General features: G+C 64.7%; 26 protein-coding genes, 2 tRNA genes and 2 riboswitches. Of the genes, 14 read left to right on the top strand and 14 right to left on the bottom strand.

The genetic code is table 11. The features are described from left to right. Positions 1-47: 47 nt before the first annotated feature. Positions 48-260 carry a hypothetical protein gene (locus GEV38_RS10965; protein WP_003260960.1) on the top strand — a complete coding sequence of 71 codons (213 nt, stop codon included), beginning with the start codon at positions 48-50 and terminating at the stop codon, positions 258-260. Here the strand turns inward: GEV38_RS10965 and GEV38_RS10960 are convergent. The 7 genes from GEV38_RS10960 to GEV38_RS10930 form a co-directional block, all read right to left on the bottom strand. After that, positions 232-1,233 carry a nucleoside hydrolase gene (locus tag GEV38_RS10960; protein WP_054572712.1) on the bottom strand — a complete coding sequence of 334 codons (1,002 nt, stop codon included), beginning with the start codon at positions 1,231-1,233 and terminating at the stop codon, positions 232-234. The genes GEV38_RS10965 and GEV38_RS10960 overlap by 29 nt on opposite strands. A 156-nt stretch (positions 1,234-1,389) precedes the next feature. Beyond that, positions 1,390-1,788, bottom strand: a complete 399-nt coding sequence (gene rbsD / locus GEV38_RS10955; protein WP_173895811.1) for a D-ribose pyranase — start codon at positions 1,786-1,788, stop codon at positions 1,390-1,392. Beyond that, a complete protein-coding gene (gene rbsK, locus GEV38_RS10950; protein ID WP_054572714.1) occupies positions 1,785-2,693 on the bottom strand; it encodes a ribokinase in 909 nt (302 codons plus the stop codon). The genes rbsD and rbsK overlap by 4 nt, the downstream gene beginning before the upstream one ends. A 15-nt stretch (positions 2,694-2,708) precedes the next feature. Then, positions 2,709-3,731 carry a LacI family DNA-binding transcriptional regulator gene (locus GEV38_RS10945; protein ID WP_015269787.1) on the bottom strand — a complete coding sequence of 341 codons (1,023 nt, stop codon included), beginning with the start codon at positions 3,729-3,731 and terminating at the stop codon, positions 2,709-2,711. 4 nt (positions 3,732-3,735) lie between these two features. Continuing rightward, positions 3,736-4,731, bottom strand: coding sequence for an ABC transporter permease (locus GEV38_RS10940; RefSeq protein ID WP_015269786.1), 996 nt, complete (start codon positions 4,729-4,731; stop codon positions 3,736-3,738). After that, positions 4,728-6,281, bottom strand: a complete 1,554-nt coding sequence (locus GEV38_RS10935; protein ID WP_054572715.1) for a sugar ABC transporter ATP-binding protein — start codon at positions 6,279-6,281, stop codon at positions 4,728-4,730. Before GEV38_RS10935 ends, GEV38_RS10940 begins: the two co-directional genes overlap by 4 nt. A gap of 21 nt (positions 6,282-6,302) precedes the next feature. Next, a complete protein-coding gene (locus GEV38_RS10930; protein ID WP_013971996.1) occupies positions 6,303-7,259 on the bottom strand; it encodes a sugar ABC transporter substrate-binding protein in 957 nt (318 codons plus the stop codon). Between the two features lie 404 nt (positions 7,260-7,663). Between GEV38_RS10930 and GEV38_RS10925 the strand changes: the two genes are divergently transcribed. Together GEV38_RS10925 and GEV38_RS10920 are read left to right on the top strand one after the other, a co-directional pair. Beyond that, positions 7,664-8,752, top strand: a complete 1,089-nt coding sequence (locus tag GEV38_RS10925) for an asparaginase (RefSeq protein WP_054572716.1) — start codon at positions 7,664-7,666, stop codon at positions 8,750-8,752. Positions 8,753-8,877: 125 nt separating this feature from the next. Then, entirely contained in the window at positions 8,878-9,120 is a 243-nt protein-coding gene (locus GEV38_RS10920; RefSeq protein WP_003260955.1) for a DUF1654 domain-containing protein, read from the top strand. Between the two features lie 12 nt (positions 9,121-9,132). Here the strand turns inward: GEV38_RS10920 and GEV38_RS10915 are convergent, their stop codons facing one another. From GEV38_RS10915 to GEV38_RS10900, 4 genes are all read right to left on the bottom strand, one after another. Continuing rightward, positions 9,133-9,558, bottom strand: a complete 426-nt coding sequence (locus GEV38_RS10915; protein WP_003260953.1) for an HD domain-containing protein — start codon at positions 9,556-9,558, stop codon at positions 9,133-9,135. A gap of 239 nt (positions 9,559-9,797) precedes the next feature. Beyond that, positions 9,798-10,367: an SPOR domain-containing protein gene (locus tag GEV38_RS10910; protein WP_054572717.1), complete on the bottom strand. Its 570-nt coding sequence runs from the start codon at positions 10,365-10,367 to the stop codon at positions 9,798-9,800. Positions 10,368-10,498: 131 nt separating this feature from the next. Beyond that, positions 10,499-10,575: transfer RNA gene (locus GEV38_RS10905), tRNA-Val, on the bottom strand. A 166-nt stretch (positions 10,576-10,741) separates the two neighbouring features. Further along, positions 10,742-10,818 (bottom strand) — tRNA-Val (locus GEV38_RS10900). A gap of 203 nt (positions 10,819-11,021) precedes the next feature. Between GEV38_RS10900 and GEV38_RS10895 the strand changes: the two genes are divergently transcribed. Continuing rightward, positions 11,022-12,305, top strand: coding sequence for an FAD-binding oxidoreductase (locus GEV38_RS10895; RefSeq protein ID WP_013971994.1), 1,284 nt, complete (start codon positions 11,022-11,024; stop codon positions 12,303-12,305). Between the two features lie 111 nt (positions 12,306-12,416). Here GEV38_RS10895 and GEV38_RS10890 read toward each other — a convergent pair whose 3' ends face one another. After that, a complete protein-coding gene (locus GEV38_RS10890; RefSeq protein WP_013971993.1) occupies positions 12,417-13,151 on the bottom strand; it encodes a peptidase C39 family protein in 735 nt (244 codons plus the stop codon). A 165-nt stretch (positions 13,152-13,316) separates the two neighbouring features. On the opposite strand from GEV38_RS10890, the gene GEV38_RS10885 reads away from it, so the two are divergent. After that, complete coding sequence (locus GEV38_RS10885) at positions 13,317-13,493, top strand: hypothetical protein (protein ID WP_015269782.1); 177 nt, start codon at positions 13,317-13,319, stop codon at positions 13,491-13,493. Between the two features lie 133 nt (positions 13,494-13,626). Here GEV38_RS10885 and GEV38_RS10880 read toward each other — a convergent pair whose 3' ends face one another. Continuing rightward, a complete protein-coding gene (locus GEV38_RS10880; protein ID WP_003260907.1) occupies positions 13,627-14,379 on the bottom strand; it encodes a TerC family protein in 753 nt (250 codons plus the stop codon). Positions 14,380-14,408: 29 nt separating this feature from the next. Beyond that, complete coding sequence (locus tag GEV38_RS10875) at positions 14,409-14,648, bottom strand: hypothetical protein (protein ID WP_015269781.1); 240 nt, start codon at positions 14,646-14,648, stop codon at positions 14,409-14,411. A 134-nt stretch (positions 14,649-14,782) separates the two neighbouring features. Between GEV38_RS10875 and nhaR the strand changes: the two genes are divergently transcribed. From nhaR to GEV38_RS10830, 9 genes are all read left to right on the top strand, one after another. Beyond that, entirely contained in the window at positions 14,783-15,676 is an 894-nt protein-coding gene (gene nhaR, locus GEV38_RS10870; RefSeq protein WP_054572694.1) for a transcriptional activator NhaR, read from the top strand. Positions 15,677-15,710: 34 nt separating this feature from the next. Further along, positions 15,711-15,919, top strand: a riboswitch (cobalamin riboswitch). Between the two features lie 108 nt (positions 15,920-16,027). Beyond that, complete coding sequence (locus tag GEV38_RS10865) at positions 16,028-18,154, top strand: TonB-dependent siderophore receptor (protein ID WP_054572695.1); 2,127 nt, start codon at positions 16,028-16,030, stop codon at positions 18,152-18,154. A gap of 290 nt (positions 18,155-18,444) precedes the next feature. Continuing rightward, positions 18,445-19,611, top strand: a complete 1,167-nt coding sequence (locus tag GEV38_RS10860; RefSeq protein ID WP_054572696.1) for a DUF1624 domain-containing protein — start codon at positions 18,445-18,447, stop codon at positions 19,609-19,611. 28 nt (positions 19,612-19,639) lie between these two features. Beyond that, a riboswitch (cobalamin riboswitch) is annotated at positions 19,640-19,838 on the top strand. Between the two features lie 110 nt (positions 19,839-19,948). Further along, a complete protein-coding gene (locus GEV38_RS10855) occupies positions 19,949-20,959 on the top strand; it encodes an ABC transporter substrate-binding protein (RefSeq protein ID WP_015269777.1) in 1,011 nt (336 codons plus the stop codon). Next, positions 20,959-21,975, top strand: a complete 1,017-nt coding sequence (locus GEV38_RS10850) for an iron ABC transporter permease (RefSeq protein WP_054572697.1) — start codon at positions 20,959-20,961, stop codon at positions 21,973-21,975. Before GEV38_RS10855 ends, GEV38_RS10850 begins: the two co-directional genes overlap by 1 nt. Then, complete coding sequence (locus GEV38_RS10845; RefSeq protein WP_054572698.1) at positions 21,972-22,760, top strand: ABC transporter ATP-binding protein; 789 nt, start codon at positions 21,972-21,974, stop codon at positions 22,758-22,760. The genes GEV38_RS10850 and GEV38_RS10845 overlap by 4 nt, the downstream gene beginning before the upstream one ends. 16 nt (positions 22,761-22,776) lie before the next feature. Then, positions 22,777-24,114, top strand: coding sequence for an OprD family porin (locus tag GEV38_RS10840; RefSeq protein WP_054572699.1), 1,338 nt, complete (start codon positions 22,777-22,779; stop codon positions 24,112-24,114). 204 nt (positions 24,115-24,318) lie between these two features. Next, positions 24,319-24,798 carry a hypothetical protein gene (locus GEV38_RS10835; protein WP_054572700.1) on the top strand — a complete coding sequence of 160 codons (480 nt, stop codon included), beginning with the start codon at positions 24,319-24,321 and terminating at the stop codon, positions 24,796-24,798. A gap of 78 nt (positions 24,799-24,876) precedes the next feature. Continuing rightward, the gene (locus GEV38_RS10830) at positions 24,877-26,448 is read left to right on the top strand and encodes a sensor domain-containing diguanylate cyclase (protein WP_054572701.1); all 1,572 of its coding nucleotides are present in this window, start codon (positions 24,877-24,879) and stop codon (positions 26,446-26,448) included. Positions 26,449-26,550: the final 102 nt, after the last annotated feature.

Below are 26,550 nucleotides of genomic sequence, written 5' to 3'. Positions count from 1 at the left end.
GGTCAGGTGTTCGCCCCTTCGTCCCGGGCCCCAAGCGAGAGCCTTTCATGAGCAGCCACAGCATCGAAGCCGATATCAAGGTCAAATGGGCCGAAGGCCAGAGCGCCTACAGCCCTGGCACGCCGGAGGAGTTGCTGCTGATTGCCATCGACCTGCTGGTGCGCGATCGCGGCGCCGAGGCGGCACGCAGCTTCTTCGACCAGGTGTTCGAGCGCTATGCGCCGCACACGGCTATTCCAATCGCGCCAAACGGGCGCTGAGCAGGTCGAACAGGCCCTGGGCATCGCCCTCGCCCACCCACATCACGTTAGCCGGCTGCTTGAGCACGCCGTACCAGTCGGCAAGGGTCTGGCCGAAGCTGGGGCCTTCGCGGCTGTCGATGCTCATGTGGATACGCCGGCCGCTGAACAGTTCGGGCTTGAGCAGGTAGGCGATGACGCTGGCGTCGTGCACCGGGCCGCCGGGCATGCCGTACAGGTCCATGTCGTGGGTGATGTAGGCGTTGAGGATATCCACCACCCGCTTGCTGGCCTGGTTGTTCACCGCCGCCAGTTGCTTGAGGCGGGCGTCGCTGGTCAGCAGCTTGTGAGTGACGTCCAGCGGCAGGTAGGTCAGCGGCACGCCGCTGGCCAGCACCACTTCGGCGGCATGTGGGTCGGCATAGAGGTTGAATTCCGCCGCCGGGGTGATGTTGCCACCGTTGAAATGGGCACCGCCCATGACCACCACTTGCTTGATGCCTTTGGCGATGTCCGGGCGCTGGATCAGCGCCAGGGCCAGGTTGGTTTGCGGGCCGAGCATGGCGATGGTGATGCTGTGGGGCTTGGCGGCGCCCAGGGTGTCGACCAGGTATTGCACGGCATTGCCCTGGGCCAGCGGCGCTTTCGGTTCGTGAACCTGGATGCCGGTGAGGCCTTCTTCGCCGTGCACCTCGGCGGCGTAGATCGGCTTGCGCACCAGCGGGCGGGCGGCGCCGGCGTACACGGGGATGTCTTCGCGGCCGGCCCATTCGCGGGCCAGGCGGGCGTTGCGCGAGGTCTTTTCCAGGCGCACGTTGCCGGCCACGGTGGTGATGGCGTGGATGTTCAGCTCGTCGGGCGAGGCCATGGCCAGGAACAGCGCGACCACGTCGTCGGCGCCGGGGTCGGTGTCGATGATCAGGTCGATGGGGGCGGCCTGGAGGGTGGTGGCTGCGGCCATGAGGGCGATTCCTTGTAGCAGGGGTTTGAGCATGGGTGGCACTCCTGTTGCCTGGGTGGTGGTTTCTGGGGCCGCTTTGCGGCCCAATCGCCGGCAAGCCAGCTCCCACAGGTACTGCATCGGCCTCAAGCATTGTGCAGTACCTGTGGGAGCTGGCTTGCCGGCGATTCGGGGGCGCAGCCCCCGCCTTCAGAAAGTCACGCCGGAAATCAGCGCGATGTTGCTGTAGGGCTGGCACTCGCCGGTGCGCACTACCGCACGGGCACTGCGTGACAATGCCTTGAAATCTTCATGGCTCAGCCATTCGCGCTTGCCCAGCTTGCCCTGCAGCCGCTCGATCTCGACCAGCGCCGGCGGCACCACTTTCTGCATCTCTTCGGCCAGCACGTGGCGCTCTACCTGCAACTCGCTCAGCACAACCCGCAACACGCTGGCGAAATCCGGCAGGCCAGGCGTGACGGCCAGGTCGATCAGTTCGACGGCCGGCGGCACCGGCAGCCCGGCATCGCCGATCACCAGGATGTCGCCATGCCCCATGCCGGCGATGGTCCGCGACAGGGCAACGTTCAGCAGCGGGGTCTTCTTCATGGCGCAAGCTCCGCCAGGTAGGGAATCGACGGCTGGGCGCCGGCGCGGGTAACCGACAGGGCTGCGGCGCGCTGGCCGAAAGCGATGGCTTCGCCCTCACCCAGGCCGCGCACCAGGCCTGCGGCAAAGCCGCCGATGAAGGTATCGCCGGCTGCCGTGGTGTCCAGCGGCTGCACCACAGGCGCGGGGAAGTGCTGATGGCACTGCGGGGTGACCAGCAAGGCCCCTTGCGCGCCCAGGGTAATGATCACTTTGCCCGCGCCCAGTTTCAGCAAGCATTCGCCGGCACGTCGGGCGCTGTCCAGGTCAGTCACCGCCACGCCGGTCAGGGCTTCGGCCTCGCTTTCGTTGGGCGTCAGGTAGTCGATGCGGGCGAACCAGTCCGCCGGCAAGGGGCCGGTCGCCGGCGCCGGGTTCAGGATCACCCGCTTGCCCAGTTCATGCCCCCGGGCCAAGGTCCAGGCCACGGTGTCGGCCGGTACTTCCAACTGGCAGATGATCACCTCGGCCGCCTGCAGCAGCGCATCGAACCGCTGCACCGACTGCGGCGTCAGCAGGCCGTTGCCACCGGGGACAATGACGATGCAGTTCTGGCTGGCGGCATCCACGGTGATCAGCGCCACCCCGCTGGACACGCCCTGGCAGGTGCTGACGCCCTGGCAGTCGATGCCTTCCACATACAGGGCCCGGTGCAGTTGTCGACCATAGTCATCGTCGCCAACGTTGCCGATCATCGCCACGCTGCCACCCAGGCGCGCCACGGCCACTGCCTGGTTGGCCCCCTTGCCGCCCGGCACGGTGAAAAAGCTTTCGCCGGGGAGTGTTTCGCCGGCCCGGGGCAGGCGCTGCGCGCGGGCCACCAGGTCCATGTTGAGGCTACCGACTACCACAACCTTGGCATTCATGACATTTCCTTAGCATCAGCGGTAATCGTTGAACAGGTCCGGACGCGGCCCGGTGGACTCGCGCAGCACAATGCGCGGGGCGACGATGCGTTGCTCTGCCGCGCCCTGCCGGGGGGTGCCGATACGCGCCAGCAACAGCGACGCGGCGCTCTCGCCCAGCTCGCGAATCGACTGGCCCACCGTGGTCAACGGTGGGTACACATAACGGCTGAGCTCGATGTCGTCGAAGCCGATCACCGACAGCTCGCCGGGCACGTTGATATTGCGTTCGGCCGCGGCACGCAACACACCGAAGCCGATCATGTCGTTGCCGGCAAAAATCGCCGTAGGCCGCTTGCCCTCCAGCAGCCGGCCTGCGGCTGCATGGCCGCCGGGGCTGGTGAAATCGCAGTGCAGCACGCGGTCGTTGCGCACCGGCACACCGGCTTCGGCCATGGCGCGGCGGAAGCCGCTCAGGCGCAGCTGGGTCACACCGGTCTCGGCGGGGCCGCCGATGTAGGCGATGTCATGGTGACCAAGTTCCAGCAGGTGCTGGGTGGCCAGGAAGGCGCCCTGCTCGTGGTCGATGCGCACCAGGTCGGCATCGACACCGTCCAGTTCGCGGTCGACGATCACCATGGGCGTGCGCACGCCAGCCAGGCTTTGCAGCAGGTCGCTGTCCTGCCCTACCGAAGCCACTACCAGGCCGTCGATGCGCTTTTCCAGCAGCACGCGCAGGTAGCTGCGCTGCTTCTGCGGGTTGTCGTCGGAGTTGCACAGGATCACGCAGTAGCCGTTGCGCTCGCAGGCGTCTTCGATGCCCCGCGCCAACTCGGCGAAGTACGGGTTGACGCTGTTGGGTACCAGCAGGCCGATGGTGGCCGTGCTGCGCGCCTTCAGCGAGCGGGCCACGGCGCTGGGTACGTAGTCGAGTTCGGCGATGGCGGCTTCGACTTTCAACCGCACCTGCTCGCTGACCGGCCGGGTCTTGTTCAGCACATGGGACACGGTGGTGTAGGAAATGCCCGCCAGTGCCGCGACGTCTTTGATGGTTGCCATGTTCTCAGTTCCGCCGGCCTGCACGCCGGCTACGGTAGGTGTCGAGCACCACGGCGATGACGATCACCGCCCCGGTGATGATGCGTTTGGTCGGTTCGCTGGCACCGATCTGCGCCAACCCTGCGGCCAGCACCGAAATGATCAGCACGCCAAAGAAGGTGCTGATGACCGAGCCGCGCCCGCCCATCAGGCTCGTGCCGCCAATCACCACGGCGGCGATTACCTGCAGCTCCAGGCCGGAGCCGGCATTGGGGTCGGCGGCTTCCAGGCGCGAGATCTGGAACAGCGCGGCCAGGCCGGCGAGCAGGCCCATCAGGGCGAACACCAGCACCTTGTACGGGCGCGGGTCGATGCCGGCCAGGCGCACGGCCTCTTCGTTGGTGCCGATACCGATCAGGTAGCGGCCGAACACCGTGCGGGTCAGCACCAACTGGGCCAGCACAATCACCAGCAAGGCGATGATGAACGCCGGCGAGATGCCGAATGCGATGGGGTTGGAGAACCAGGCATAGGCATCACCGATATAGGCGGTGCGCGAGTCGGTGAACTGGTAGGCCAGGCCGCGGGCCATTTCCAGCACCCCGAGCGAAACGATGAACGACGGAATGCGCCAGGCCACAGTGACGCCGCCGGTGATGCTGCCGGCCAGCGCGGCCACGGCCATGCCCAGCAGGGCCGAAGGCAGCACGCCCCAGCCCCAGCCGAGGATCGCCACGCTGACCGTGGAGGCCGCCAGCGCCAGTACCGAGCCCACCGACAGGTCGATGCCGCCGATGATCAGCACGAAGGTCATGCCCACCGCCAGTACCATCAGGTCGGGGATCTGGTTGGCCAGGGTACTGAAGGTGTTGTACGACCAGAAGTGGCTGCTGAGGAACGAGAACAGCACGATCATCGCCAGCAAGGCGCCGGCCAGGCCCAGGTAGGTACCCAGGCCAAGATAGGTGCCACTGCGGCGCACCGGTGCGGCGCCTTGGCTGTCGAGCGGGGTGGTTTTCATGCATCCATCCTGGGAGCTGCTTCATGCAGCAGTGCGTCACGTTTCTGATAACCGGCAAAGGCCGCGGCCAGCAACTGGTCCTGGCTCCAATGGTCACGCTCGAAGGTGTCGATCAGGCGACCGGCCGACAGCACGGCGATGCGGTCGCATATCAGCATCAGCTCGCGCAGGTCGCTGGACACCACCACCAGGGCCTTGCCCTGGCGCGCCAGCTCGGCCAGCAGGCCATAGATGTCGAACTTGGCGCCGACGTCGATGCCACGGGTGGGCTCGTCGAACAGCAGCACCTGGCAGTCGCGCTCCAGCCAGCGGCCGATCACCACCTTCTGCTGGTTGCCGCCAGACAGCTCGCCTACCACCTGCTGCGGGCCGGCACTGCGAATGCGCATGGCCTGGATCTGGCGTTCGGCCAATGCCGCTTCGGCTTCGCCATCGAGCACCCCGGCCCGTGATACCGCGCCGAGGTTGCCCAGGGCGATATTCGCGCTGATCGACTGCGTCAGCAGCAGGCCCTCGCCTTTGCGGTCTTCGGTGATCAGCGCGATACCGGCCTGCACCGCAGCCTTGGGCGAGTCGATGGTGACAGCCTTGGGCGGCTGGCCGAGGGCGATGCTGCCGCTGTCGGCACGGTCGGCGCCGTAGATCAGGCGCAGCAGTTCGGTACGGCCGGCACCGATCAGGCCGGAAATGCCGAAGATCTCCCCTGCCCTGACCTCGAACGACACTTCACGCACCTTGTCGGCACGGCTGAGCCTGTCGACCTTGAGCAGCGGCGCGCCGATCTGCCGGCGGCCTAGGTCGATATGCTCGCCCAGCTCGCGGCCGACCATCAGGTTGACCAGTTCGGCGCTGCTATAGCGCTGTATCGGCTCATCGCACACCAGTTTGCCGTCGCGCAGCACGACGATGCGCTGGGCCACGCGCTGCAGTTCTTCCAGGCGATGGGAGATGTAGACGATGGCCACGCCACGTTGGCGCAGGCGCTCGATCTGGGTGAACAGCAGCTCCACTTCGCGCGCGGTGAGCATGGCGGTGGGCTCGTCGAAGATCAGCACATGGCAGTCGCCAATCAGGTTGCGGGCGATCTCGACCATCTGCTGATGGCCGATGCCCAGCTCGCCGACCGGGGTGTCCGGGTCGATGGCGTCGAGGCCGACCTGGGCCATGGCGGCCGTGGCCAGTTGGCGCAGGCGCTTCTGGCTGATCCAGCCGAAGCGGCCGGGCAGGTTGTCGAGGAACAGGTTTTCCGCCACGGTCAGCGTGGGCAGCAGGTTGAGTTCCTGCATGACCATGCGCACGCCAAGGCGCTCAGCCTCGCTGCGGCTGCCAGGCGCGTAGGCCTGGCCGCGGTAGCGCATGTGCCCGGTGGTGGGGGTTTCCAGCCCACTGATGAGCTTGGACAAGGTGCTCTTGCCGGCGCCGTTCTCGCCGGTCAGGGCCAGCACTTCGCCGGCACGCAGGTTCAGGCTGACCTCGCCGAGCACGGGCTGGGCGTAGGTCTTGCCCAGGCCACTGGCGGCGAGCACTACTTCGTTGGCCGATGCAGGCATGGCCGTTTCTCCTGCCAGCGATCAGGGCTTGGTGATGAGTTGGACCGGGGTCTGGATGACGTTGTCGGCATCCACGTCGGGTTTCTCGCCCTTGACCATTTTCAGCGCCGCCTGGATGCCGTACACCGCCTGCTGGCTGGCCGCTTGGTCGAGGGTGGCAAGCACACGGCCATCGGCGAGCATCGGCTTGATGGCGTTGATGTTGTCGTAGCCCACCACTTGCACCTGGCCGGTCTTGCCGGCGGCACGCACGGCCGACACCGCGCCCAGGGCCATGCTGTCGTTGCCGGCCAGCAGGGCTTTCAGGTCGGGGTATTCGTTGAGCATGGAGGCGGCGACGGCGTTGCCTTTGTCGATTTCCCAGTTGCCGCTCTGCACCGAAACGATCTTGATCTGCGCGGCGTCCATGGCGTCCTTGAAGCCGGCGGTACGCTGCTGGGCGTTGGTGGTGGTCGGCACGCCTTCGATGATGCCGACCTGGTCGCCGGCCTTGAGCTTCTCGTTGGCCAGGTAGTCACCGACCAGGCGCGCGCCCTTGCGGTTGTCGGGGCCCACGAAGGGTACGCTGATGCCTTTGCTCTTGAGCAGTTCAGGGTCCAGACGGTTGTCAATGTTGATCACCACAACGCCCTGGTCCATGGCCTTCTTCACCGCCGATACCAGCGCCTTGGAGTCGGCCGGGGCAATGACCAGGGCCTTGGCGCCCGCGTTGACCATCTGCTCGACGATGCGGATCTGCTCGCCGGTGTCGGTCTCGTTCTTGATGCCGTTGGCGATCAGCTCGAATTCATCGGCGTGGGCTTTCTGGTAGTCCTTGGCGCCGTCTTCCATGGTGCGGAAGAACTCGTTGGCCAGCGACTTCATGACCAGGGCGACCTTGGGCTTGTCTTCGGCGTGGGCGGGGGAAAATGGCAGGGCCAGGGACAGCGAGGAAATGACCGCGAGGGCCAGCAGACGACCGGGGAACGGCAGTTTCATGGACGATGACTCCGAATCTTGTGTTTTTTGTCGGATCGCAAACGTTTGCGTTGCCTAACTATGGAAACAGGACCGGGGTTTGTCAAATCCGTTTGGCTGTCGGAGGTCAAGTCGAACTTGGCGCAGTTTATCCGGATTTTTTCCGAAAAGCCGAACGTCTTTTCCTGCATTTGTTCGGAATCTCGAATGGAACGCACCTTCATGTGGGGGCGGCCTTGTGTCGCGATGGGCTGCGCAGCAGCCCCGGCAATTTGTGCATTTGCCAGTGAATCCGGGGCCGCTACGCGCCCCATCGCGACACAAGGCCGCTCCTACAGGCAGCGCACACATGCCTGGTACGAAACCTGCCTTGCACCCTGTGCGACAAAACAACCATCTCATTAGGAAGAGAGAGAACAATAACGATGAATGCCGCACTGAAAATCTTTGCCCCCAGCGCACTCGCCGTGCTGCTGGCCATTCCAGCCACCGTTTCGGCCAAAGAGGCTGAAACCCAGCAGAAGCTGGCCAACGTGGTCATCCTCGCCACCGGCGGCACCATTGCCGGCGCTGGCGCCAGCGCCGCCAACAGCGCCACCTACCAGGCCGCCAAGGTGGGCGTCGACAAGCTGATCGCTGGCGTACCGGAGCTGGCCGACCTGGCCAACGTACGCGGCGAGCAGGTCATGCAGATCGCCTCTGAGAGCATCTCCAACGACGACCTGCTCAAGTTGGGCAAACGCGTTGCCGAACTCGCCGAAAGCAAGGACGTCGACGGCATCGTCATTACCCACGGCACCGACACCCTGGAAGAGACCGCCTACTTCCTCAACCTGGTGGAAAAGACCGACAAGCCGATCGTGGTCGTCGGTTCGATGCGCCCGGGTACCGCCATGTCCGCCGACGGCATGCTCAACCTTTACAACGCCGTGGCCGTGGCCAGCGACAAGCAGTCGCGCGGCAAGGGCGTGCTGGTGACCATGAATGACGAGATCCAGTCCGGGCGCGATGTCAGCAAGGCAGTGAACATCAAGACCGAAGCCTTCAAGAGCGCCTGGGGCCCGATGGGCATGGTGGTGGAAGGCAAGTCGTACTGGTTCCGCCTGCCGGCCAAGCGCCACACGGTCAACTCCGAGTTCGACATCAAGCAGATCAGCAGCCTGCCGCAGGTGGATATCGCCTATGGCTATGGCAACGTCACTGACACCGCCTACAAGGCACTGGCGCAGAATGGCGCCAAGGCACTGATCCATGCCGGTACCGGCAACGGGTCGGTGTCGTCGCGGGTGGTACCGGCGCTGCAGGAGCTGCGCAAGAACGGCGTGCAGATCATTCGCTCGTCGCACGTCAACCAGGGTGGCTTCGTGCTGCGCAACGCCGAGCAGCCGGATGACAAGAACGACTGGATCGTGGCCCATGACCTGAACCCACAGAAAGCGCGGATTCTGGCGATGGTAGCGATGACCAGGACCCAGGACAGCAAGGAGCTGCAGCGCATCTTCTGGGAGTACTGATCGCCAGCCGCCCCCTGAAATGCAAACAGCCCCGCTGCCCAGGCGGGGCGTTTGCTGTCTGACTGTTGCGAAATTACTTACAGTGAAATACTGTATGCGCATACAGCAAAAACAAGGAAACACTTGTGTCCAGCACCGCCTCCGCCACCCCAAGCAGCTATGAACAACTGGGTATGCGCATTCAGAAAATCATCAACAGCCCCACTGCCCAGCGCAGCCGTGCGGCGTTGATTTTCCGTCTGGAGCAGGAAACCCCGGAAGATTGGGAAACCCTGCTAGAGGAAATCGCCGAAAACGATAACGTCACCCTCGCCCACCGCGACGATGGCGGCGTGCAGATTTTCTGGACGGTACCGAAGGAAGACTGACTGCATTCAGCCTCAAGCCAAGGCCTGCAGGTAGGCGCTGGCTTCGCGGTAACGCGCCAGCCGTGCCAGGTCGGTGGGGCCTGGGCACGGGATGCGCGAAAGGTCGCTGTTGTCGGCCAGATCGGCCAGCTTGACGGTGCGCGCCAGCGGGTCACCGCCCAGGCGCACCACGAAGTCCTGGTAGGCCTCGCCCTCACGGCGGCTGAGCGCCAGCAAGGCGGCAAGGATTTTCAGCGCGAAACCCTCGCGCGCCAGGTCGGACAGGGTCAGCGGGGTGTCTTCGATCACATCGTGCAGCACCGCGACAATCCGTTGTTCGGTTGTGGAAACCCGCATCATCACGCGTAGCGGGTGGAGGATATAAGCGGCCCCACCCTTGTCGTATTGCCCTTCATGCGCCCTGGCGGCCACGGCAATGGCCCGCTCCAGTGTAGACATGAGGCCCTCCCCGTTCGGCTTCTTCCTGACAAGCATAGCCAAAACTGTGCGGACAATGTCTAGCGCGCGTGTGACTGCTCGAAATCCGGAAGCTGGCGCATGCCCTGTAGGAGCGGCCTTGCGTCGCGACGGGCTGCAAAGCAGCCCCGGGATTCGGCATCACAGCAGATTCTGTGGGGCTGCTTCGCAGCCCGTCGCGACACAAGGCCGCTCCTACAGCCCCCACTCACACAGAGTTTTCAGCGCGCTGCGCCGTGCTGAATCACCACCGAATCGGTACCCAGCTTGGCCATCACCTCGGCCTTGCGCGCTTCGGCTTCCTCACGGGTGGGGAATGGCCCCATCAGCACCACCGGCTTGCCGTCGCGGTACTCCACCGAGGACGGGATGCCCTTTTCGATCAGGCGTGCGGTCATGTCGCTGAGCGCGCCCATGTTGGCACCCTGGATCACTTCCACATCCCAGCCTTGCGGGGCCGGCTGGCCAGCCAGGGCCTCGGCGCGGCGCTGCAGCTCGGCGCCGCCGCACATCTCGCGGATGCGCAGGTTGTTGCCGCTGTCGTCGACGATGATTTCGTACTGGCCATCGCGCTTGATGGCCACGTAGCTGCGGTAGGCCTCGTACTGCCCGGTATCATCCTTGCCACGGACCTGGCCGCAGATGGTGCCCTGGGTGTCGATCCGCACGTTGCCGAACTTGGCGGTCTTGGGGTTGTGCAGGTGTTCGGCCACCTGTTTGTGCACGCCTTCGACTTCGTTCTCACAGCCCGCCAGGGCGAGCACTGCCATTACCACAGCCAGTTTGCGCACGCGTGTACCTCCAGATTCGAAGGGGCGGATTCTAGCACGCCGGGCAATGCCCCGAACCGCGACCAAACGTTACATGCTGCTTCATGCGCACAGCAAAAAGGGCGATCATTACTGATCGCCCTTTTTCGATTTGGTAGGCACAATTGGACTCGAACCAACGACCCCCACCATGTCAAGGTGGTGCTCTAACCAACTGAGCTATGTGCCTGTCGTGTGGTGCGCATATTAGTGATCGAATGCGTACCTGTAAAGCGTTTTTTTCAGAAAAATCAAAAACTTTGCGAATTCGTGCATAAGGGCCTGCTGCGCAGCACCAGGCCGCGAGAACCCAATGAAAAAAGGGGTGACCCTTGCGGATCACCCCTTCTTCGATTTGGTAGGCACAATTGGACTCGAACCAACGACCCCCACCATGTCAAGGTGGTGCTCTAACCAACTGAGCTATGTGCCTGTCGTGTGGTGCGCATTCTACCCATTCCAAAAACCCTGTCAACACTTTTTTTCGCGCTAACCTACTGAATCTTAAACTCTTTATAGAAAAGTGCGCTGGCGGGGACCGAGTAAAGGATTTTCAACGGACGACTAGCGGGTGTTTATTATTATTGATAGCATCGGTACATTCGTTAAAAATATAAAACACGAGGTTCCTGCAGCATGGCTAACACCCCCTACCCCCAGTCCTACTACGCCGCCTCGGCCAACCCGGTGCCGCCACGTCCGGCGCTGCAGGGTGAGGTGGAAACCGATGTGTGCATCATCGGCGCCGGCTACACCGGCCTGTCCAGCGCCCTGTTCCTGCTGGAGAACGGCTTCAAGGTGAGCATCGTCGAAGCAGCCAAGGTCGGCTTCGGCGCATCGGGCCGCAACGGCGGCCAGATCGTCAACAGCTACAGCCGCGACATCGACGTCATCGAGCGCACCGTCGGCCCCAAGCAGGCTCAGCTGCTGGGCCACATGGCCTTCGAAGGCGGGCGCATCATTCGTGAGCGCGTGGCCAAGTACAACATCCAGTGCGACCTGAAGGACGGTGGCGTGTTCGCTGCCCTCACCAGCAAGCAGATGGGCCACCTGGAGTCGCAAAAGCGCCTGTGGGAACGCTTCGGTCACAACCAGCTGGAGCTGATGGACCAGAAGCGCATCCGCGAAGTGGTCGCCTGCGACAACTATGTGGGCGGCATGCTGGACATGAGCGGCGGCCACATCCACCCGCTGAACCTGGCCCTGGGCGAAGCCGCTGCGGTCGAGTCGCTGGGCGGCATCATCTATGAGCAGACCCCGGCCGTACGCATCGAGCGCGGCGCCAACCCGGTGGTGCACACCCCGCAGGGCAAGGTCCGCGCCAAGTTCATCATCGTCGCCGGCAACGCCTACCTGGGCAACCTGGTGCCGGAGCTGGCCAGCAAGTCCATGCCATGCGGCACCCAGGTGATCACCACCGAACCGCTGGGCGACGAGCTGGCGCGCACCCTGCTGCCGCAGGACTACTGCGTCGAGGATTGCAACTACCTGCTCGACTACTACCGCCTGACCAGCGACAAGCGCCTGATCTTCGGTGGTGGCGTGGTGTACGGCGCGCGTGACCCGGCCAACATCGAGGCGATCATCCGTCCGAAGATGCTCAAGGCCTTCCCGCAACTGAAGAACGTGAAGATCGACTACGCCTGGACCGGCAACTTCCTGCTGACCCTGTCGCGTCTGCCACAGGTTGGCCGTATCGGCGACAATATCTACTACTCCCAGGGCTGCTCGGGTCACGGCGTGACCTACACCCACCTGGCGGGCAAGGTGCTGGCCGAGGCCATGCGTGGCCAGGCCGAGCGTTTCGACGCCTTCGCCGGGCTGCCGCACTACCCGTTCCCGGGTGGCCAGATGCTGCGCGTGCCGTTCAGCGCCATTGGGGCCTGGTACTACAGCCTGCGCGATCGCCTGGGCTTCTGATGTAGGCAGGCTTGGCCTCTTCGCGGGCACGCCCGCTCCCACAGGATTTGTGCTGGTTGCACGGTCCCTGTGGGAGCGGGCGTGCCCGCGAAAGGGCCGGTACAGACAAAGCTATTTGTTCAGGCTACTCACAGCCTGCTTCGCCGCAATCTCCTGCCCCGCCCGGGCCAGTTCATCGGCAGCCTGCAACCAGCGCTGGCGGTCCACCTGGGCTGGCAGCTGCCGAGGTGGCTGCACCAGCACCGCCCAGCTCCCAAGCTTCGCCCACGCCGAGGCAAAGTCATCGAACGCCATCAACTGCCGCCGGTGCATGCCCGAGCGCAACAGCACCCGCTGCTTGTAGCGGTCGTAGCCGATCAGCACGGCGTAGCGTGGCTCGCTCCACCAGGCCGAACCATCCTCGTAACGCAGCAGCACCGGGTTGCCCGCCGCCACCTGGGTCAACAGCGCGTCCAGCTGCTTGTCCAGCGGATACACCACCATGCCGTAGTCGCGCGCCACCCGGGGGATGCCGGTGTCCAGGGCCTCGGCGCCCTGCGGCAGGTTCAGCGGCTTGTCCAGCAGCCCCGGCGTGATCGGAGCCCCCTGTTGCGACAGCACCGCCGCCAATGCCATGGCCCCGCTGTGGTTGGCGTTGCCACGGTAGAACGGCACGCTGCTGATCTCGACCCGCTGCGGCAGGCCCTTGAGGTTGCCGGAGGGTGCGCTGGCGCAACCGGCCAGGCTGGCTGCAACCAGGCAGGCAGCCAGCAGCCGACGAGGGATGGTCTTGAAGGAAGGTTGCTGCATGGACACTCGCTTGCTCCAACGCCGGGCAGGCAGCGCCCGGCTCTGGCCACCGATCATAGGTCGGACAGCGGCGCGGGTATAGTCCGACACCGCTTAGGAGCAAATCGGACCAAGCAATAGACCTTTGGTCAATGGAACGTCACAGGCGAAAGACTAGACTAAAGCAGTGTCTGGAAGGCCAGCGTCGGCGACCGAGCGCGGCCCGTAGAGATGGAGGCACAGATGAGCCTGACCATGGCAATCCTCATGCTGGTTGGCATGTGGCTGAGCGTTGCAGCCGCCATGCTATGGGGTGTACTGCGTATCGTGCGGCGTCATTCCCACCACCACCTGCCACCGCAAGCCCCCGCCAAGCCACAGCCTGTGCGCCGGTCGCGGCGGCATGCCGGGGTGCACTGACTACAGATTTTCCCTACCCCCATTCGCGGGCTTGCCCGCTCCCACTGGGGCCGCGTAGCTATCTGGCTGACGCGGCACCTGTGGGAGCGGGCAAGCCCGCGAACGGGGCGCGAGCGCCCCGCATTTTTTTACATCAACCTTCAGCCGCCTCACGCTTCAACCGTGCCCGACGGGCCAGGATGTTGAGGATCTCGATCGCCGTCGAGAAGGCCATGGCCGCGTACACATAACCCTTCGGTACATGGGCGCCGAAACCTTCGGCGATCAGCGTCATGCCGATCATGATCAGGAAGCCCAGGGCCAGCATCACCACGGTCGGGTTGTCGTTGATGAAGTTGGCCAACGGGTCGGCGGCCACCATCATGACGATCACGGCAGTGATAACGGCAATGATCATGATAGGCAGGTGCTCGGTCATGCCCACGGCGGTGATGATGCTGTCGACCGAGAAGACGATGTCCAGCAGCAGGATCTGGAAGATCGCCGCGGCAAAGCCCAGGGTAACCGTCGACGACACCTTGGCTTCTTCCTTGGCCCCGTGCGGGTCGACGTTCTCGTGGATTTCCTTGGTCGCCTTCCACAGCAGGAACAGGCCACCGGCAATCAGGATCACGTCCTTCCAGGAGAAGGCATTGCCGAATACTTCAAACACCGGGTCCGTCAGCTGGACGATCCAGGCCACCGTGCTGAGCAAGGCCAGGCGCATGACCAAGGCCATGCTGATACCGATACGGCGCGCCTTGGAGCGGTACTCCACCGGCAGCTTGTTGGTCAGGATGGAGATGAAGATCAGGTTGTCGATGCCCAGCACGACTTCCATGGCCACCAGCGTAGCCAGGGCAACCCAGGCGGTAGGGCTAGCGACGAGTTCCAGCAAGTATTCCATTGTTCAAATCCTGCAGCAGCGGTTGGGGGTCAGATTTCCTGGGTGTCTTCTTTGTTGTCGGCGTCCTTGGGCTTTTGCCCTTCGCTGCCGATGGCCTCGCTCAACGCCTGCTGTGCGGCCTTGTTGGTGTCGTCGATGGCCTGCTTGGCCGACTGCGCGGCCTGGTCGAGCATCTGCTGGGCGGATTTCTCGGCCTGCTCGCAACCGGCCAGGGTGAACAGGGCCAAGGCCAGCACCAGCGGCGTGCCGATGGATTTTAGTTGCAGCATGGGTTCCTCGCTTTTCATGTTCCGGCGGCGCACACGGCGCCTGATGGAGTCGCATTCTAAAGAGCGCAACACATCCGGAAAATTCGTATTTTCAGCGGTTATACTTCGGTTTTTACGAATCCGGAACGATACCGATGCTCAACTATCGGCAGTTGCACTACTTCTGGGCCGTGGCCAAGACCGGCAGCATCGCCCGCGCCAGCGAACAGTTGAACCTGACCCCGCAAACCATCAGCGGTCAGATCAGCCTGTTCGAGCAGACCTATGGCCTGGAGCTGTTCCAGCGCGTGGGGCGCCAACTGGAACTGACCGAAACCGGGCGCCAGACGCTGATCTATGCCGAGCAGATGTTCCAGCTGGGAAGCGAGCTGGAGGCCATGCTGCGGGCCGGCCCGCAGGAGCAGATCCTGTTCCGCGTGGGCGTGGCGGACGTGGTGCCCAAGTCCATCGTCTACCGCCTGCTGGCACCGACCATGGAGTTGGACGACGTGCTGCGCATCAACTGCCGCGAAGACAAGCTCGAACGGCTGCTGGCCGACCTGGCGATCCAGCGCCTGGACCTGGTGATTTCCGACAGCCCCATGCCCAGCCACCTGGACATCAAGGGTTATAGCCAGAAACTGGGCGAGTGTGGGTTGAGCTTCTTCGCCACCCCGGCGCTGGCACACCGCCTGGAAGGCCCCTTCCCCGCCTGCCTGCAGGATGCGCCATTGCTTATCCCCGGGCAGGAAACCGTGGTACGCAGCCGCCTGCTGCGCTGGCTGGGTGAGCAGCAGGTGCAGCCACGCATCGTGGGCGAGTTCGATGACAGTGCCTTGATGCAGGCATTCGGGCAGTCGGGCAGCGGCATCTTCGTCGCGCCCAGCGTGATCGCCGAGGAGGTGTGCCGCCAATATGGCGTGGAGCTGATCGGGCAGACCGAGGCGGTGCATGAGTCGTTCTATGCCATTTCGGTGGAGCGCAAGGTCAAGCACCCGGGAATCGTGGCGATTACCGAGGGGGCACGACGAGAGTTGTTTAACTGGTAACAGGCAGAATTGACGCCCCCGCGTTTCAATGGTCATATGCCCGCCAGTTTCAGGTGCCCTGCGCCGCCGCGCGCAGGGTGAAACGGGAAGCCGGTGCGTCGTGTTGCCCACGACAAGTCCGGCGCTGCCCCCGCAACGGTAAGCGAGCGAACCCTTCGAGATACCACTGTGCACATGCATGGGAAGGTGAAGGTTTCATGCCCCTCGCAAGCCCGGAGACCGGCCTGGAGCTTCACTTGGCAACCCGCGGTGGGCGGGCGCAGGCCGGTATCCGTGCGTGCGCCTGCGTGCACGGTGCGCCTTTGCGTGTTTTCCACCGGGATCCATTCATTCCTGCAGTAGTGGAACGACATGTCCCGTATCTTCAAGCTTCACCCCTTGGCGGCCTGCCTGGCCGTTTCCCTGCCGGCCCTGGCCGATGACCTCGAGCGACAACCACTGGCCCTGCCCTCCACGGCCATCACCGACACCCTAGACAGCCACGCCATCGACCTGACCACACCGACCCAGGCTGGTTCGCGCCTTGGCCTCAGCGCCCTGGAGACACCGGCCAGCACCAGCAGCATCAGCGCCGAACAGATCCAGCAGCGCAACAACCTCACTGTGCAGGACGCGGTGACCCGCTCAGCGGGCATCAGCTACATCGGCTCCCCGGGCGACGGCGGCACGGGCCTGTCCGCCCGCGGCTTTACCGGGCACGGCTCGGTGATGACCTTGTTCGACGGCACACGCCTGTACACCGGTGCCGGCACCCAGACGTTCCCGGTCGACCCGTGGATGGTCGAGCGCATCGATGTCATTCGCGGCCCGGCTTCGGTGCTGTATGGCGAAGGCGCCACCGGGGCGGTGGTCAACGTGATCCCGAAAAAGCCGTTTGCCGGCGAGGTACGCAACCACCTGCGCCTGGGCTACGGTTCGTGGGACCGCCAGCAGCTCGGCCTGGACAGCGGCGGCAGCCTCGGTGAGCGCCTGAGCTACCGCCTGGCCCTGAACCAGCAAACCGGTAACGGTTGGGTCGACCGCACCCCGTCACGCAGCCTGGCGCTGAGCGCCGCGCTGTGCTTCGATGCCAGCGACGACCTCAGCTTCACCCTCGCTCACGACCGTGGCGATGCGCAGCCTGCCAACTACTACGGCACCCCGCTGATCGACGGCCACTACCGCAGCAGCCTGCGCAAGAAGAACTACAACGTGCAGGACGACGTGCAGCACTACGTCGATGAATGGACCCGCCTGAATACCGACTGGACGTTGAACGACCACCTCAGCGCCAGCAACCAGCTTTACTACATCAAGAGCCGCCGTCACTGGCGCAATGCCGAGGAGTACAGCTGGGATGCCGGGCGCCAGCAGCTGCTGCGCGGCAGCTATCTGCAGATCAAGCACAACCAGGAACAGTTCGGCGACCGACAGGCCTTCACCCTCGACCACAGGCTGTTTGGCCTGGCCAGCAAGACCGTGGTCGGCGCCGAGTACAACAAGGTCCGCTTCAACGTCGACAGCAACGCGCCCTACAACGATGTGGGCGGTGACTACGTCGACCCTTGGCAGCCGCAACCAGGCTGGTTCCACAGCGCGTCGCCTCTGCGCCCGCAAACGCTCTCTACCACCCACACCTTTGCCCTGTTTGCCGAAAACCGCCTGCAGTTGAGCGATCGCCTGTCGCTGGTCACCGGCGTGCGCCGCGACCAGAACCACATCGACCAGGAAAAACTGACCACCGACAGCCGCAGCGACCGCAGCCTGCAAGGCGGCAACTGGCGTGCCGGGCTGGTGTTCGCGGTCAGCGACGACCTGTCGCTGTATGGCCAGTACTCCACCAGCGAGGATGGGGTCGACAACCTCATCAGCCTCAGCGCCAACCAGATGCACTACGACCTGACCGAGGCCAGGCAGACCGAAGTGGGCCTGAAGCAGCGCTTCTGGGAAGGGCGTGGCGAATGGACATTGGCGGCCTACCACATCGTCAAGAAGAAGCTGCTGGTGGATGACCCGGTCACCCACGAGAAGCAACAGGCTGGCCAGCAGACGTCCGACGGCCTGGAGGCAACCCTGGAACTGGCGCTGGCGCACCAGTGGCAGGTGTCGGCCAACGCGGCGATCGTGCGCGCAAGGTACGACGACTTCGACGAAATGGTCGGCGGCGTGGCGCAGGATCGTGCGGGCAATCGCCCGGCCAATGTCCCGCGGCGTACCGCCAACCTGTGGCTGAGCAAAGGCTTCGGCCAGCGGCTGGAGGCCGGCATTGGCGCGCGTTATGTGGACGAGCGCTATGCCAATACCGCCAACACCCAGAGCGCCCCCGGCTACACCGTGGTCGATGCCGACATCGGCTGGCAGGTGTTGCCGGATGTGCGGCTGGGGTTGCAGTTGAACAACCTGTTCGACCGTGAGTATGTGCAGTCGGCGTTCAGTGGCCAGCAGTGGCTGATGGGGATGCCACGGTCGTACTTTGCGACGGTGGATTACAGCTTCTGATCTGAACTGCCTGCACCGGCCTCTTCGCGGGCTTGCCCGCTCCCACAGGAGTACCGCTGCCCTCAGGCCCGATGAGAAACCTTTGTAGGAGCAGCCTTGTGCTGCGAAGAGGCCATAACTGCCACAGAAAAGCTTCTGTCATGCCGCCCCCTTCGCAGCACAAGGCTGCTCCTACAGGTCCGCTGGGTAGCCGCGAAGAGATCGCTCAACACAGAAACCACTACCCGACGCCGAACAAATAGTTATAAGATAACGTTTCAGTTGACATCCATTCCTATCAGCGACCTCCCATGACAAGCGCCAGCGCCAACCCCACCCTGGTCACCCAGCGCCTGCAGAGCATCGACGCCCTGCGCGGCCTGGTAATCCTGTTCATGCTCCTGGACCACGTTCGTGAAACCTTCTTCCTGCACCGCCAGGTCAGTGACCCGATGGCCATTGATACCACCGAGCCCACGCTGTTCTTCAGCCGCACCCTGGCCCACCTGTGCGCGCCGGTGTTCGTCTTGCTGACCGGCCTTTCAGCCTGGCTGTACGGCGAGAAACACCAGGGCCGCGGCGATGTCTCGGCATTCCTGTTCAAGCGCGGGCTGTTCCTGGTGGTGCTGGAGTTCACCCTGGTCAACTTCGCCTGGACCTTCCAGCTGCCGCCCAGCGTCATCTACCTGCAAGTGATCTGGGCCATCGGCGTGAGCATGATCGCCCTGTCGTTGCTGGTGTGGTTGCCACGTGCCGCCCTGATCGCCGTGGGCGCAATCATCATCGCCGGCCACAACCTGCTCGATGGCCTGCACTTCGGCGTCGAATCCGCCCTGCACGTGCCATGGGCGATCCTGCATGACCGGGGCTGGCTGGAGTTCTCCGAAAACCTGCGCCTGCGCACCTCCTACCCGGTGCTGCCGTGGATCGGGGTCATCGCCCTGGGCTACGGCCTGGGCCCTTGGTTCGCCCGTACCAGCGAGGCCGGCCAGCGTCAGCATCGCCTGCTGCTGGCCGGGCTGATCGCGCTGCTGGGCTTTGTCGTGCTGCGCCTGGTCAACGGCTACGGCGAGGCGCCGTGGAGCGTTTACCCGACCGTCACGCAAACCCTGATGAGCTTCTTCAACATCACCAAGTACCCGCCATCGCTGCTGTTCCTGGCCCTGACCCTGGGCTGTGGCCTGCTGTTGCTGCGCGCCTTCGAACGCGCCGGCCAGGCCCGCTGGATCAGTGCCCTGGCGGTGTTCGGCGCGGCACCGATGTTCTTCTACCTGCTGCACCTGTATGTGCTGAAGCTGCTGTACCTGGCCAGCGTGGCGCTGTTCGGCCGCAACCATGGTGACTACTTCGGCTTCGATGGCATCGCCGCGGTGTGGCTGGGGGCAGTGCTGCTGGCAGTTTCGCTGTACCTGCCGGTGCGCTGGTTCGCCCGCCTGAAGGCGCGGCGGCGCGACATCACCTGGCTGAAGTACTTCTGAAAAGCGTTTTCACCCGGCGGCACGATGGTCTACCATGCCGGCCGCCGGTTTCCACCACGGAATCAATAGGGAATCCCAGGCCCGCCAATTCGGGCCAAACGGAACTGCCCCCGCAACTGTAGGTGCCGAGCCTGCTCCATCAATGCCACTGGGCCACGAACCCGGGAAGGCCGGAGCCAGGCCATGACGCACCAGTCAGGAGACCTGCCGGCCCACATTCACCAACCGGCGGGGTGTCCGGGATTGGCCATCAGTGTTGCCCCTGCCGCCAGCTGGGGCTCGGCGATGCCTGTCCGTGCGTTCCTCACCCGAACTGTCCGATAGGAGATCGCCCAGCATGCTGCCCCGTTTTGCCACCCTGCTCGCCGGCCTCGGCCTTACCGGCCTGGCCCAGGCTGCTGCCACCCACTACCCGCTGACGGTCGACAACTGCGGCAAGCCGCAAACCTTCGCCCAGGCGCCGCAACGCGCGGTCACCATTGGCCAGGCCAGTACCGAGATGCTCTACGCGCTGGGGCTGGGCGACAAACTGGCGGCCACCTCGCTGTGGTTCAACAATGTGCTGCCCGAGTACCAGGTGCAGAACGCCAAGGTGCCGCGCCTGGCCGACAACGAGCCCAGCTTCGAGGCGGTAGTGGGCAAGCGCCCGCAACTGGTGACGGTGCAGTTCGAATGGATGGTCGGTGCCCAGGGGGCGGTCGCCACCCGCGAACAGTTCGATGAACTGGGCATCCCCACCTACCTGCTGCCATCGGACTGCGAAGGCAAGGACAACCTGGTGGGTGCCGACGGTACTCGCCTGCAGGCGTTTCAGGTCGACACCCTCTACAAGAGCGTCAGCCAGCTGGCGGCAATCTTCGACGTGCAGGACCGTGGCACAGCCCTGAATGCCGAGCTCAGAGGCCGCCTGGACAGTGCCAAGGCGCAACTGGCCGACAAGGACCTGTCCGCCACCTCGGCGCTGTTCTGGTTCTCCAGCGCCGATCTGCACATCGACCCCTATGTGGCGGGCCGTCAGGGGGTCGCCGATTTCATGCTGCGCACCCTTGGCGTGCGCAACGTGGTCGAGTCCAGCGAAGAATGGCCGACCGTAGGCTGGGAAACTCTGGCCAAGGCCAACCCCACCTGGCTGATCATTGCCCGCATGGACCGCCGCCGCTACCCCGCCGACGACTACCAGAAGAAGCTGGCATTCCTGCGTAGCGACCCGGTAACGCGCAACATGGACGCGGTGAAGCACGACCGCATCATCATCCTCGACGCCGACGCCATGCAGGCCGGCATTCGCTTGTTCAGCGGCCTGCAGACGCTGGCCGCTGCCTTCGCCAGCGGCAAAGCAGCCCAGTAATGATGCGCCTGCTACCCTGCATCGCCGTTGCCCTGGCCGCCCTGTTGGCGGCCCTGCTGGCCGGCACCGCCATCGGCGAAACCAACCTGTCGCCCGGCGTGGTCGGCCAGGTACTGGCCAACCACCTGTGGCAGGCCGGCTACCCGGTCGACCCGATCGACGCCGGCATCGTCTGGAACTACCGCCTGCCCCGCACCCTGGTTGCCGCAGCCTGCGGCGCCGGCCTGGCCACCTGCGGCGTGATCCTCCAGGCACTGTTGCGCAACCCGTTGGCCGAGCCTTACCTGCTGGGCCTGTCTGCCGGCGCCTCGACCGGTGCGGTGCTGGTGGGCCTGCTGGGCTTCGGCAGCCTGGCGCTGAGCATGTCCGGCGGCGCGTTCATCGGTGCCCTGGCAGCGTTCGCTTTGGTTCTGATGCTGGCCCGGGCAGCCGGCCCCAGCAGCAACAATGCCCAGGTGATCCTTGCCGGGATCGCCGGCTCGCAACTGTTCAACGCCCTTACCGCCTTCCTCATCACCATGTCGGCCACCGCCGAGCAGGCGCGCGGCATCCTGTTCTGGCTGCTGGGCAACCTCAGTGGTGTACGTTGGCCTTCGGTGTGGCTGGCCGTGCCAGTTGTACTGTTCGGGCTGTTGGTGTGCCTGTGGCATCGCCGTGCCTTGGATGCCTTCACCTTCGGTGCCGACTCGGCGGCGTCGCTGGGCATCCCGGTGCGGCGTACCCAGTTGCTGCTGATCAGCTGCGCGGCGCTGGTGACCGCCGTGATGGTGTCCATCGTCGGCGCCATCGGTTTTGTCGGGCTGGTGATCCCCCATGCCCTGCGCCTGCTGCTCGGCCCCGGGCACAGCCGCCTGCTGCCCGCCAGCGCACTGGGCGGGGCACTGTTCCTGATTGCCGCCGACATCCTGTCGCGCATCTTGATCCCTGGCCAGGTGATCCCCGTGGGCGTAGTCACGGCGCTGCTCGGCGCACCGGTCTTCGCGCTGATCCTGGTCAGCCGCCGGGGGCGCCCATGACGGTCATGACGGCGCTACAGCTGGCCCCCTTGAGTTGCCAGCACCTGGGGCTGCAACTGGCCGGCAATACCGTGCTCAGCGATATCGAACTGAGCGTTGTCGCCGGTGAAACCCTGGGCATCGTCGGCCCCAACGGTTCCGGCAAGTCCTCGCTGCTGAAGGTGCTGGCCGGGCTGCGCAAGCCAGGCAACGGCAGCGTGCAGTTGCTGGGCGAACCGCTGGCACGGTTGCCCCGCCGCCGTGTCGCCCAGGCCTTGGCGCTGGTCGAACAGCAGGCCGACACTCTCGATGCGATCAGCGTGTTCGATGCCGTTGCCCTGGGCCGTACCCCCTGGCTGTCGGCGCTGGCGCCGTTCTCCGGGGAAGACCGCGCGATCGTCGAGCAGGCTCTGGCCGACCTCGACGCTTTGCACCTGCGCGCACGCCTTTGGGGGTCGCTGTCCGGGGGCGAGCGCCAGCGGGTACACATCGCCCGAGCCCTGGCACAGCGGCCGCAGGTGCTGCTGCTGGACGAGCCGACCAACCACCTGGATATCCAGCACCAGCTGAGCCTGTTGCAACAGGTGCAGGCCCTGCCGGTGACCACCCTGGTGGCCCTGCACGACCTCAATCAGGCGCTCACCTGCGACCGCGTCGCGGTGCTCGACAAAGGCCGCCTGGTCGCCCTCGGCAAACCGCTGGAGGTGCTCACCCCCGAGCGCCTGCTGAACACTTTCGGCGTGCGCGCCCACTACCTCATCGACCCCTTCGACGGCGCGCACATCCTGCGTTTGCGCGCCCCCTGAACAGGAAGTTCTGCCTATGCCGCGCCGTGTCGCCCTGCTGCTCGCCAGCGCCCTGCTCGCGCCCCCTGCGCTGGCCGACTCCGCCCAGTCGCAAAGCAACGGTTTTGTCGAGGATGGCCGCTGGAGCCTGCTCAACCGCAGCGTATTCGACCAGCGCGACTACAAGCATGGCGGGCGCAACAGTGCCGGGCGCAACGCCTACAAGCCGCGCGATGAACGTAGCGGCAAGGCCGAGGAATGGGCCTATGGCCTGATGGGCACCTTCCGGTCCGGTTTCACCCAGGGGCTGATCGGTGTCGGGGTCGACGCCCACGCCTACCTGGGCGTGCAACTCGACAGCGGTGGCGGGCGCGTGGGCAAGGCACGCTTGCTCGGGGTGGATAACGAGGGGCACCCGAAGAACGAATACAGCCGTGCCGGCGCGGCATTGAAACTGCGCGTGTCCAATACCGTGCTGTCCTACGGCGAGCAACGGGTCAAGACCCCGGTGTTCAGTTCATCCGATAGCCGCCTGCTACCCGAGACAGCGACCGGGTTCTTCCTTGACAGCACCGAGTTCGACCACCTCAGGCTGGTGGCCGGGCACTTCAACGAAAACACCGACCGCAATGCTTCCAGCCACGATCAAGGCTTCGTGGTGAACTACTCCAATGGCCGCCAAGGCAACAGCTTCGACCTGGCCGGCGTGGTGTGGAACCCCGGCGCCGCCAGCGGTAGCCTGTACACCTCACGTTACCAGGACAGCTGGAACCAGCATTACCTGGGCAGCACCCTAAGCCATGCCCTGGATGAGCGACGCAGCCTCACCCTCGACCTCAACCTGTACCGCACCACCGACACCGGCAAGGCGCTGTCCGGGCGCATCGACAACACCACCTGGAGCCTGGTCTCGCGTTACGACCATGGGCCGCACGGTTTCAGCCTGGGCTGGCAGCAGGTGGACGGCAACACACCGTTCGACTACGTGACGCGAGGGGCGATCTTCATTGCCAACGCGGTGCAGATGTCGGACTTCAACGCGCCAAACGAAAAGTCGTGGCAGGCGCGCTATGACCTGAACATGGGCGCCTACGGCGTGCCGGGGTTGAACCTGACGGCGTTGTACGTGCGCGGGTTCGATATCGACGGCAGCCATGTCGACCCTGCGGGAGGGTATGCCTACCTGGGGTATGGCAAGGGGGGCAAGCATTGGGAGCGCGACCTGGAGGCACGCTATGTGGTGCAGAGCGGCAAGGCCAAAGGCACCGCGTTTTCGCTGCGGCATAACGTGCATCGGGGCAATACGGCACAGGCGGAGCTGGATGGGGACCAGATACGCTTGGCGGTGGAATGGCCGTTGGGGGGTGGGTTCTGATGTTTCGCGTTGCCTGAATGGGGCTGCATTGCAGCCCATCGCGACACAAGGCCGCTCAGGGGATTCGCGCAAAGATCCGGCCAGGCGCGCTCCCTGTAGGAGCGGCCTTGTGTCGCGATGGGCCGCACAGCGGCCCCCAAAATCCATCAGGCGACCACAACTGCCGTATAATCGGCAGCACTCACTGCCCAACCAGGCCACACCATGCCTCGCCTCCAGAAGTTGCTGTTGCCCCTGCTGCTGACTGCAGCCCTCACCGCCTGCGACCAGAAACCCTCCCGCGAAGAACAGATCCTGGCCCAGCTGCCGCTGCAGGATGCCTACACGCACAACATCGAGCGCATGGCCGCGCTGCTCGGCAGCACGCACCCGCAGCTGTCGCAGGCGACCATCCAGGGCGTGCTGCGCAAGCACCTGACGGTCGAGGACCAGCGCCAGGACCTGTTCCGCCTGTACAGCGAAAAGAACTTCAGCGATGCCGAGTTCGCCACCATCGTCGAGGCCACCCAGGACCCGGCGAAGGCCCGCGCCCTGGAAGACACCGAGGCCGGCAAACGCCTGAGCGAGAAGCTCACTGCCCTGATGCGCGAATCGGCCCGCGACGCAAAGGTGCAGGCCTTGGCGCAGCAGCGCATGCAACAGGTTGAAGACGAGCTGGACGCGCTGGAAAACGCAGGCTCCTGAACGCAGTTCCCCACTGCGCCCATAACGCGTAATGTTGCCCACATTTCGTAGCCGGTTTTTGATCACTCGAGGTCAGGATTGCCACACACCAAGCACGGACTGCGCCTGGATCTACGCACACTCATTCTGGTGCTTTGCGCCCTTACCGCCGTGGTGATGCTGTGCGCCAGCTATTTCGCCAGCTACCGGGTGCAACGCCAGTTGCTGATCGACCACGCCCTGGAAGCCAACCGGGTGTATGCGATGAAGCTGGCCAGCATTACCGAGACTTTTATCGACAACGCCTTGCAACAGCTGTCGTTCAGCGCGGGCGTGCAAGGCCGCCAGCTGGGTGACGCCGTCGCCCTGCAGGCGGAGGCCGAGCGTGTCCTGAGCCAGAGCATGGCCTTCAATTCCACGTTCGTGATCGATGCAAACGGGGTGCTGCTGGCGATTTCTCCCGCCCCCTTGCGGCACCTGGTCGGCAGGCACATGCATTCTCCCGGTGTCCAGGAAGCGCTACAGGCGCGCCGCCCACTGGTGTCGACGCCCTACATTTCGGCGGCCAACAACCTGGTGGTGGCGCTGTCGCAACCCATTTACGACAGCAACGGCCGCTACCTGGGATATGTCGGCGGCAGCCTGTACCTGCGTGAACGCAACATTCTCAACAGCCTGCTGGGCGAGCATTTCTACAAGGACGGTTCCTACCTGTACGTGGTCGACCGCAACCGCCGTCTGCTGTACCACCCCGACAGTCAGCGGGTGGGTACGGTGGTTGAGGGCAATGCACTGATCGACCAGCTGGCGGGCCTGGGCAATGGTACCCGGCAATTGACCAACAGCCTCGGCGTGGAAATGCTCGCCGGATACGCCACCGTGCCCAGCGCCGGTTGGGGCGTGGTGGCGCAGCAGCCGCTGACCCAGACGGTGATGCCACTGAGCCATCTGATCCTCAACGTGGTCGGCACCTCCGCGCCGTTGGCACTCGTGGGCAGCATGCTGCTGTGGTGGCTGGCCATGACCATCGCTCGGCCGCTGTGGCAGCTGGCCGCCGGTGCCCGCTCGATGGATCGGGCCGGCACTGCCGAACGCCTGCATCGGGTACCGGCCTGGTATTTCGAGGCGGCCGAGTTGAAGCGTGCGCTGCTGTTCGGGCTGAACCTGCTGCATGAGCGCATCGGTCGGCTCAACCGCGACGCCCAGACCGACCCGCTGACCGGCCTGGGCAACCGCCGCAGCCTGGAGTTCAGCCTGTCGCTGCTGGAAGCCGAAGGCCGGGCGTTTGCGGCCATCGTGCTGGATGTCGACCATTTCAAGCGGGTAAACGACTGCCACGGGCACGAGGTGGGTGACCAGGTGTTGCGCCGGTTGGCGGAGCTGATGCGCCGCTGCTGCCGCGAGGGTGACCTGCTGTGCCGCACCGGCGGCGAGGAGTTCCTGATGCTGCTGCCAGGGGCTAGCCTGGACGTTGCTGCAGGGGTGGCCGAGCGGCTGCGGCTAACGGTGCAGGATACGCCGGTGGAGCCGGTGGGCGCGGTGACGGTGTCGCTGGGGGTGGCGCATTGGGATGGCGAGGCCGAGAGCGAACCGGGGGATGCGTTCAGCGAGGCTGACCGGGCGCTTTACCGGGCCAAGCAGGAGGGGCGCAATCGGGTGGTTGTTGCCTGAGCGCCCTTGCTTGCCTGTTCCGGCCCTTTCGCGGGCACGCCCGCTCCCACAGATGATGCGCCACCCTTGGGGGCAACAGAGTTCCTGTGGGAGCGGGCATGC

The organism is Pseudomonas sp. 13159349 (genome assembly GCF_013305685.1).
In the GTDB taxonomy this organism is placed as follows: Bacteria; Pseudomonadota; Gammaproteobacteria; order Pseudomonadales; family Pseudomonadaceae; genus Aquipseudomonas; species Aquipseudomonas asiatica.
Note: the sequence above shows the minus strand (reverse complement) of the source record. Positions and strands in the feature narration are given on the sequence as shown.

What these genes read in the sequence shown, in the direction of transcription:
- GEV38_RS10965 (WP_003260960.1), top strand. Translation starts at nt 48, where the DNA reads ATGAGCAGCCACAGCATCGAAGCCGATATCAAGGTCAAATGGGCCGAA.
- GEV38_RS10960 (WP_054572712.1), bottom strand. Translation starts at nt 1,233, where the DNA reads ATGCTCAAACCCCTGCTACAAGGAATCGCCCTCATGGCCGCAGCCACC.
- rbsD (WP_173895811.1), bottom strand. Translation starts at nt 1,788, where the DNA reads ATGAAGAAGACCCCGCTGCTGAACGTTGCCCTGTCGCGGACCATCGCC.
- rbsK (WP_054572714.1), bottom strand. Translation starts at nt 2,693, where the DNA reads ATGAATGCCAAGGTTGTGGTAGTCGGTAGCCTCAACATGGACCTGGTG.
- GEV38_RS10945 (WP_015269787.1), bottom strand. Translation starts at nt 3,731, where the DNA reads ATGGCAACCATCAAAGACGTCGCGGCACTGGCGGGCATTTCCTACACC.
- GEV38_RS10940 (WP_015269786.1), bottom strand. Translation starts at nt 4,731, where the DNA reads ATGAAAACCACCCCGCTCGACAGCCAAGGCGCCGCACCGGTGCGCCGC.
- GEV38_RS10935 (WP_054572715.1), bottom strand. Translation starts at nt 6,281, where the DNA reads ATGCCTGCATCGGCCAACGAAGTAGTGCTCGCCGCCAGTGGCCTGGGC.
- GEV38_RS10930 (WP_013971996.1), bottom strand. Translation starts at nt 7,259, where the DNA reads ATGAAACTGCCGTTCCCCGGTCGTCTGCTGGCCCTCGCGGTCATTTCC.
- GEV38_RS10925 (WP_054572716.1), top strand. Translation starts at nt 7,664, where the DNA reads ATGAATGCCGCACTGAAAATCTTTGCCCCCAGCGCACTCGCCGTGCTG.
- GEV38_RS10915 (WP_003260953.1), bottom strand. Translation starts at nt 9,558, where the DNA reads ATGTCTACACTGGAGCGGGCCATTGCCGTGGCCGCCAGGGCGCATGAA.
- GEV38_RS10895 (WP_013971994.1), top strand. Translation starts at nt 11,022, where the DNA reads ATGGCTAACACCCCCTACCCCCAGTCCTACTACGCCGCCTCGGCCAAC.
- GEV38_RS10890 (WP_013971993.1), bottom strand. Translation starts at nt 13,151, where the DNA reads ATGATCGGTGGCCAGAGCCGGGCGCTGCCTGCCCGGCGTTGGAGCAAG.
- GEV38_RS10885 (WP_015269782.1), top strand. Translation starts at nt 13,317, where the DNA reads ATGAGCCTGACCATGGCAATCCTCATGCTGGTTGGCATGTGGCTGAGC.
- GEV38_RS10880 (WP_003260907.1), bottom strand. Translation starts at nt 14,379, where the DNA reads ATGGAATACTTGCTGGAACTCGTCGCTAGCCCTACCGCCTGGGTTGCC.
- GEV38_RS10875 (WP_015269781.1), bottom strand. Translation starts at nt 14,648, where the DNA reads ATGCTGCAACTAAAATCCATCGGCACGCCGCTGGTGCTGGCCTTGGCC.
- nhaR (WP_054572694.1), top strand. Translation starts at nt 14,783, where the DNA reads ATGCTCAACTATCGGCAGTTGCACTACTTCTGGGCCGTGGCCAAGACC.
- GEV38_RS10865 (WP_054572695.1), top strand. Translation starts at nt 16,028, where the DNA reads ATGTCCCGTATCTTCAAGCTTCACCCCTTGGCGGCCTGCCTGGCCGTT.
- GEV38_RS10860 (WP_054572696.1), top strand. Translation starts at nt 18,445, where the DNA reads ATGACAAGCGCCAGCGCCAACCCCACCCTGGTCACCCAGCGCCTGCAG.
- GEV38_RS10855 (WP_015269777.1), top strand. Translation starts at nt 19,949, where the DNA reads ATGCTGCCCCGTTTTGCCACCCTGCTCGCCGGCCTCGGCCTTACCGGC.
- GEV38_RS10850 (WP_054572697.1), top strand. Translation starts at nt 20,959, where the DNA reads ATGATGCGCCTGCTACCCTGCATCGCCGTTGCCCTGGCCGCCCTGTTG.
- GEV38_RS10845 (WP_054572698.1), top strand. Translation starts at nt 21,972, where the DNA reads ATGACGGTCATGACGGCGCTACAGCTGGCCCCCTTGAGTTGCCAGCAC.
- GEV38_RS10840 (WP_054572699.1), top strand. Translation starts at nt 22,777, where the DNA reads ATGCCGCGCCGTGTCGCCCTGCTGCTCGCCAGCGCCCTGCTCGCGCCC.
- GEV38_RS10835 (WP_054572700.1), top strand. Translation starts at nt 24,319, where the DNA reads ATGCCTCGCCTCCAGAAGTTGCTGTTGCCCCTGCTGCTGACTGCAGCC.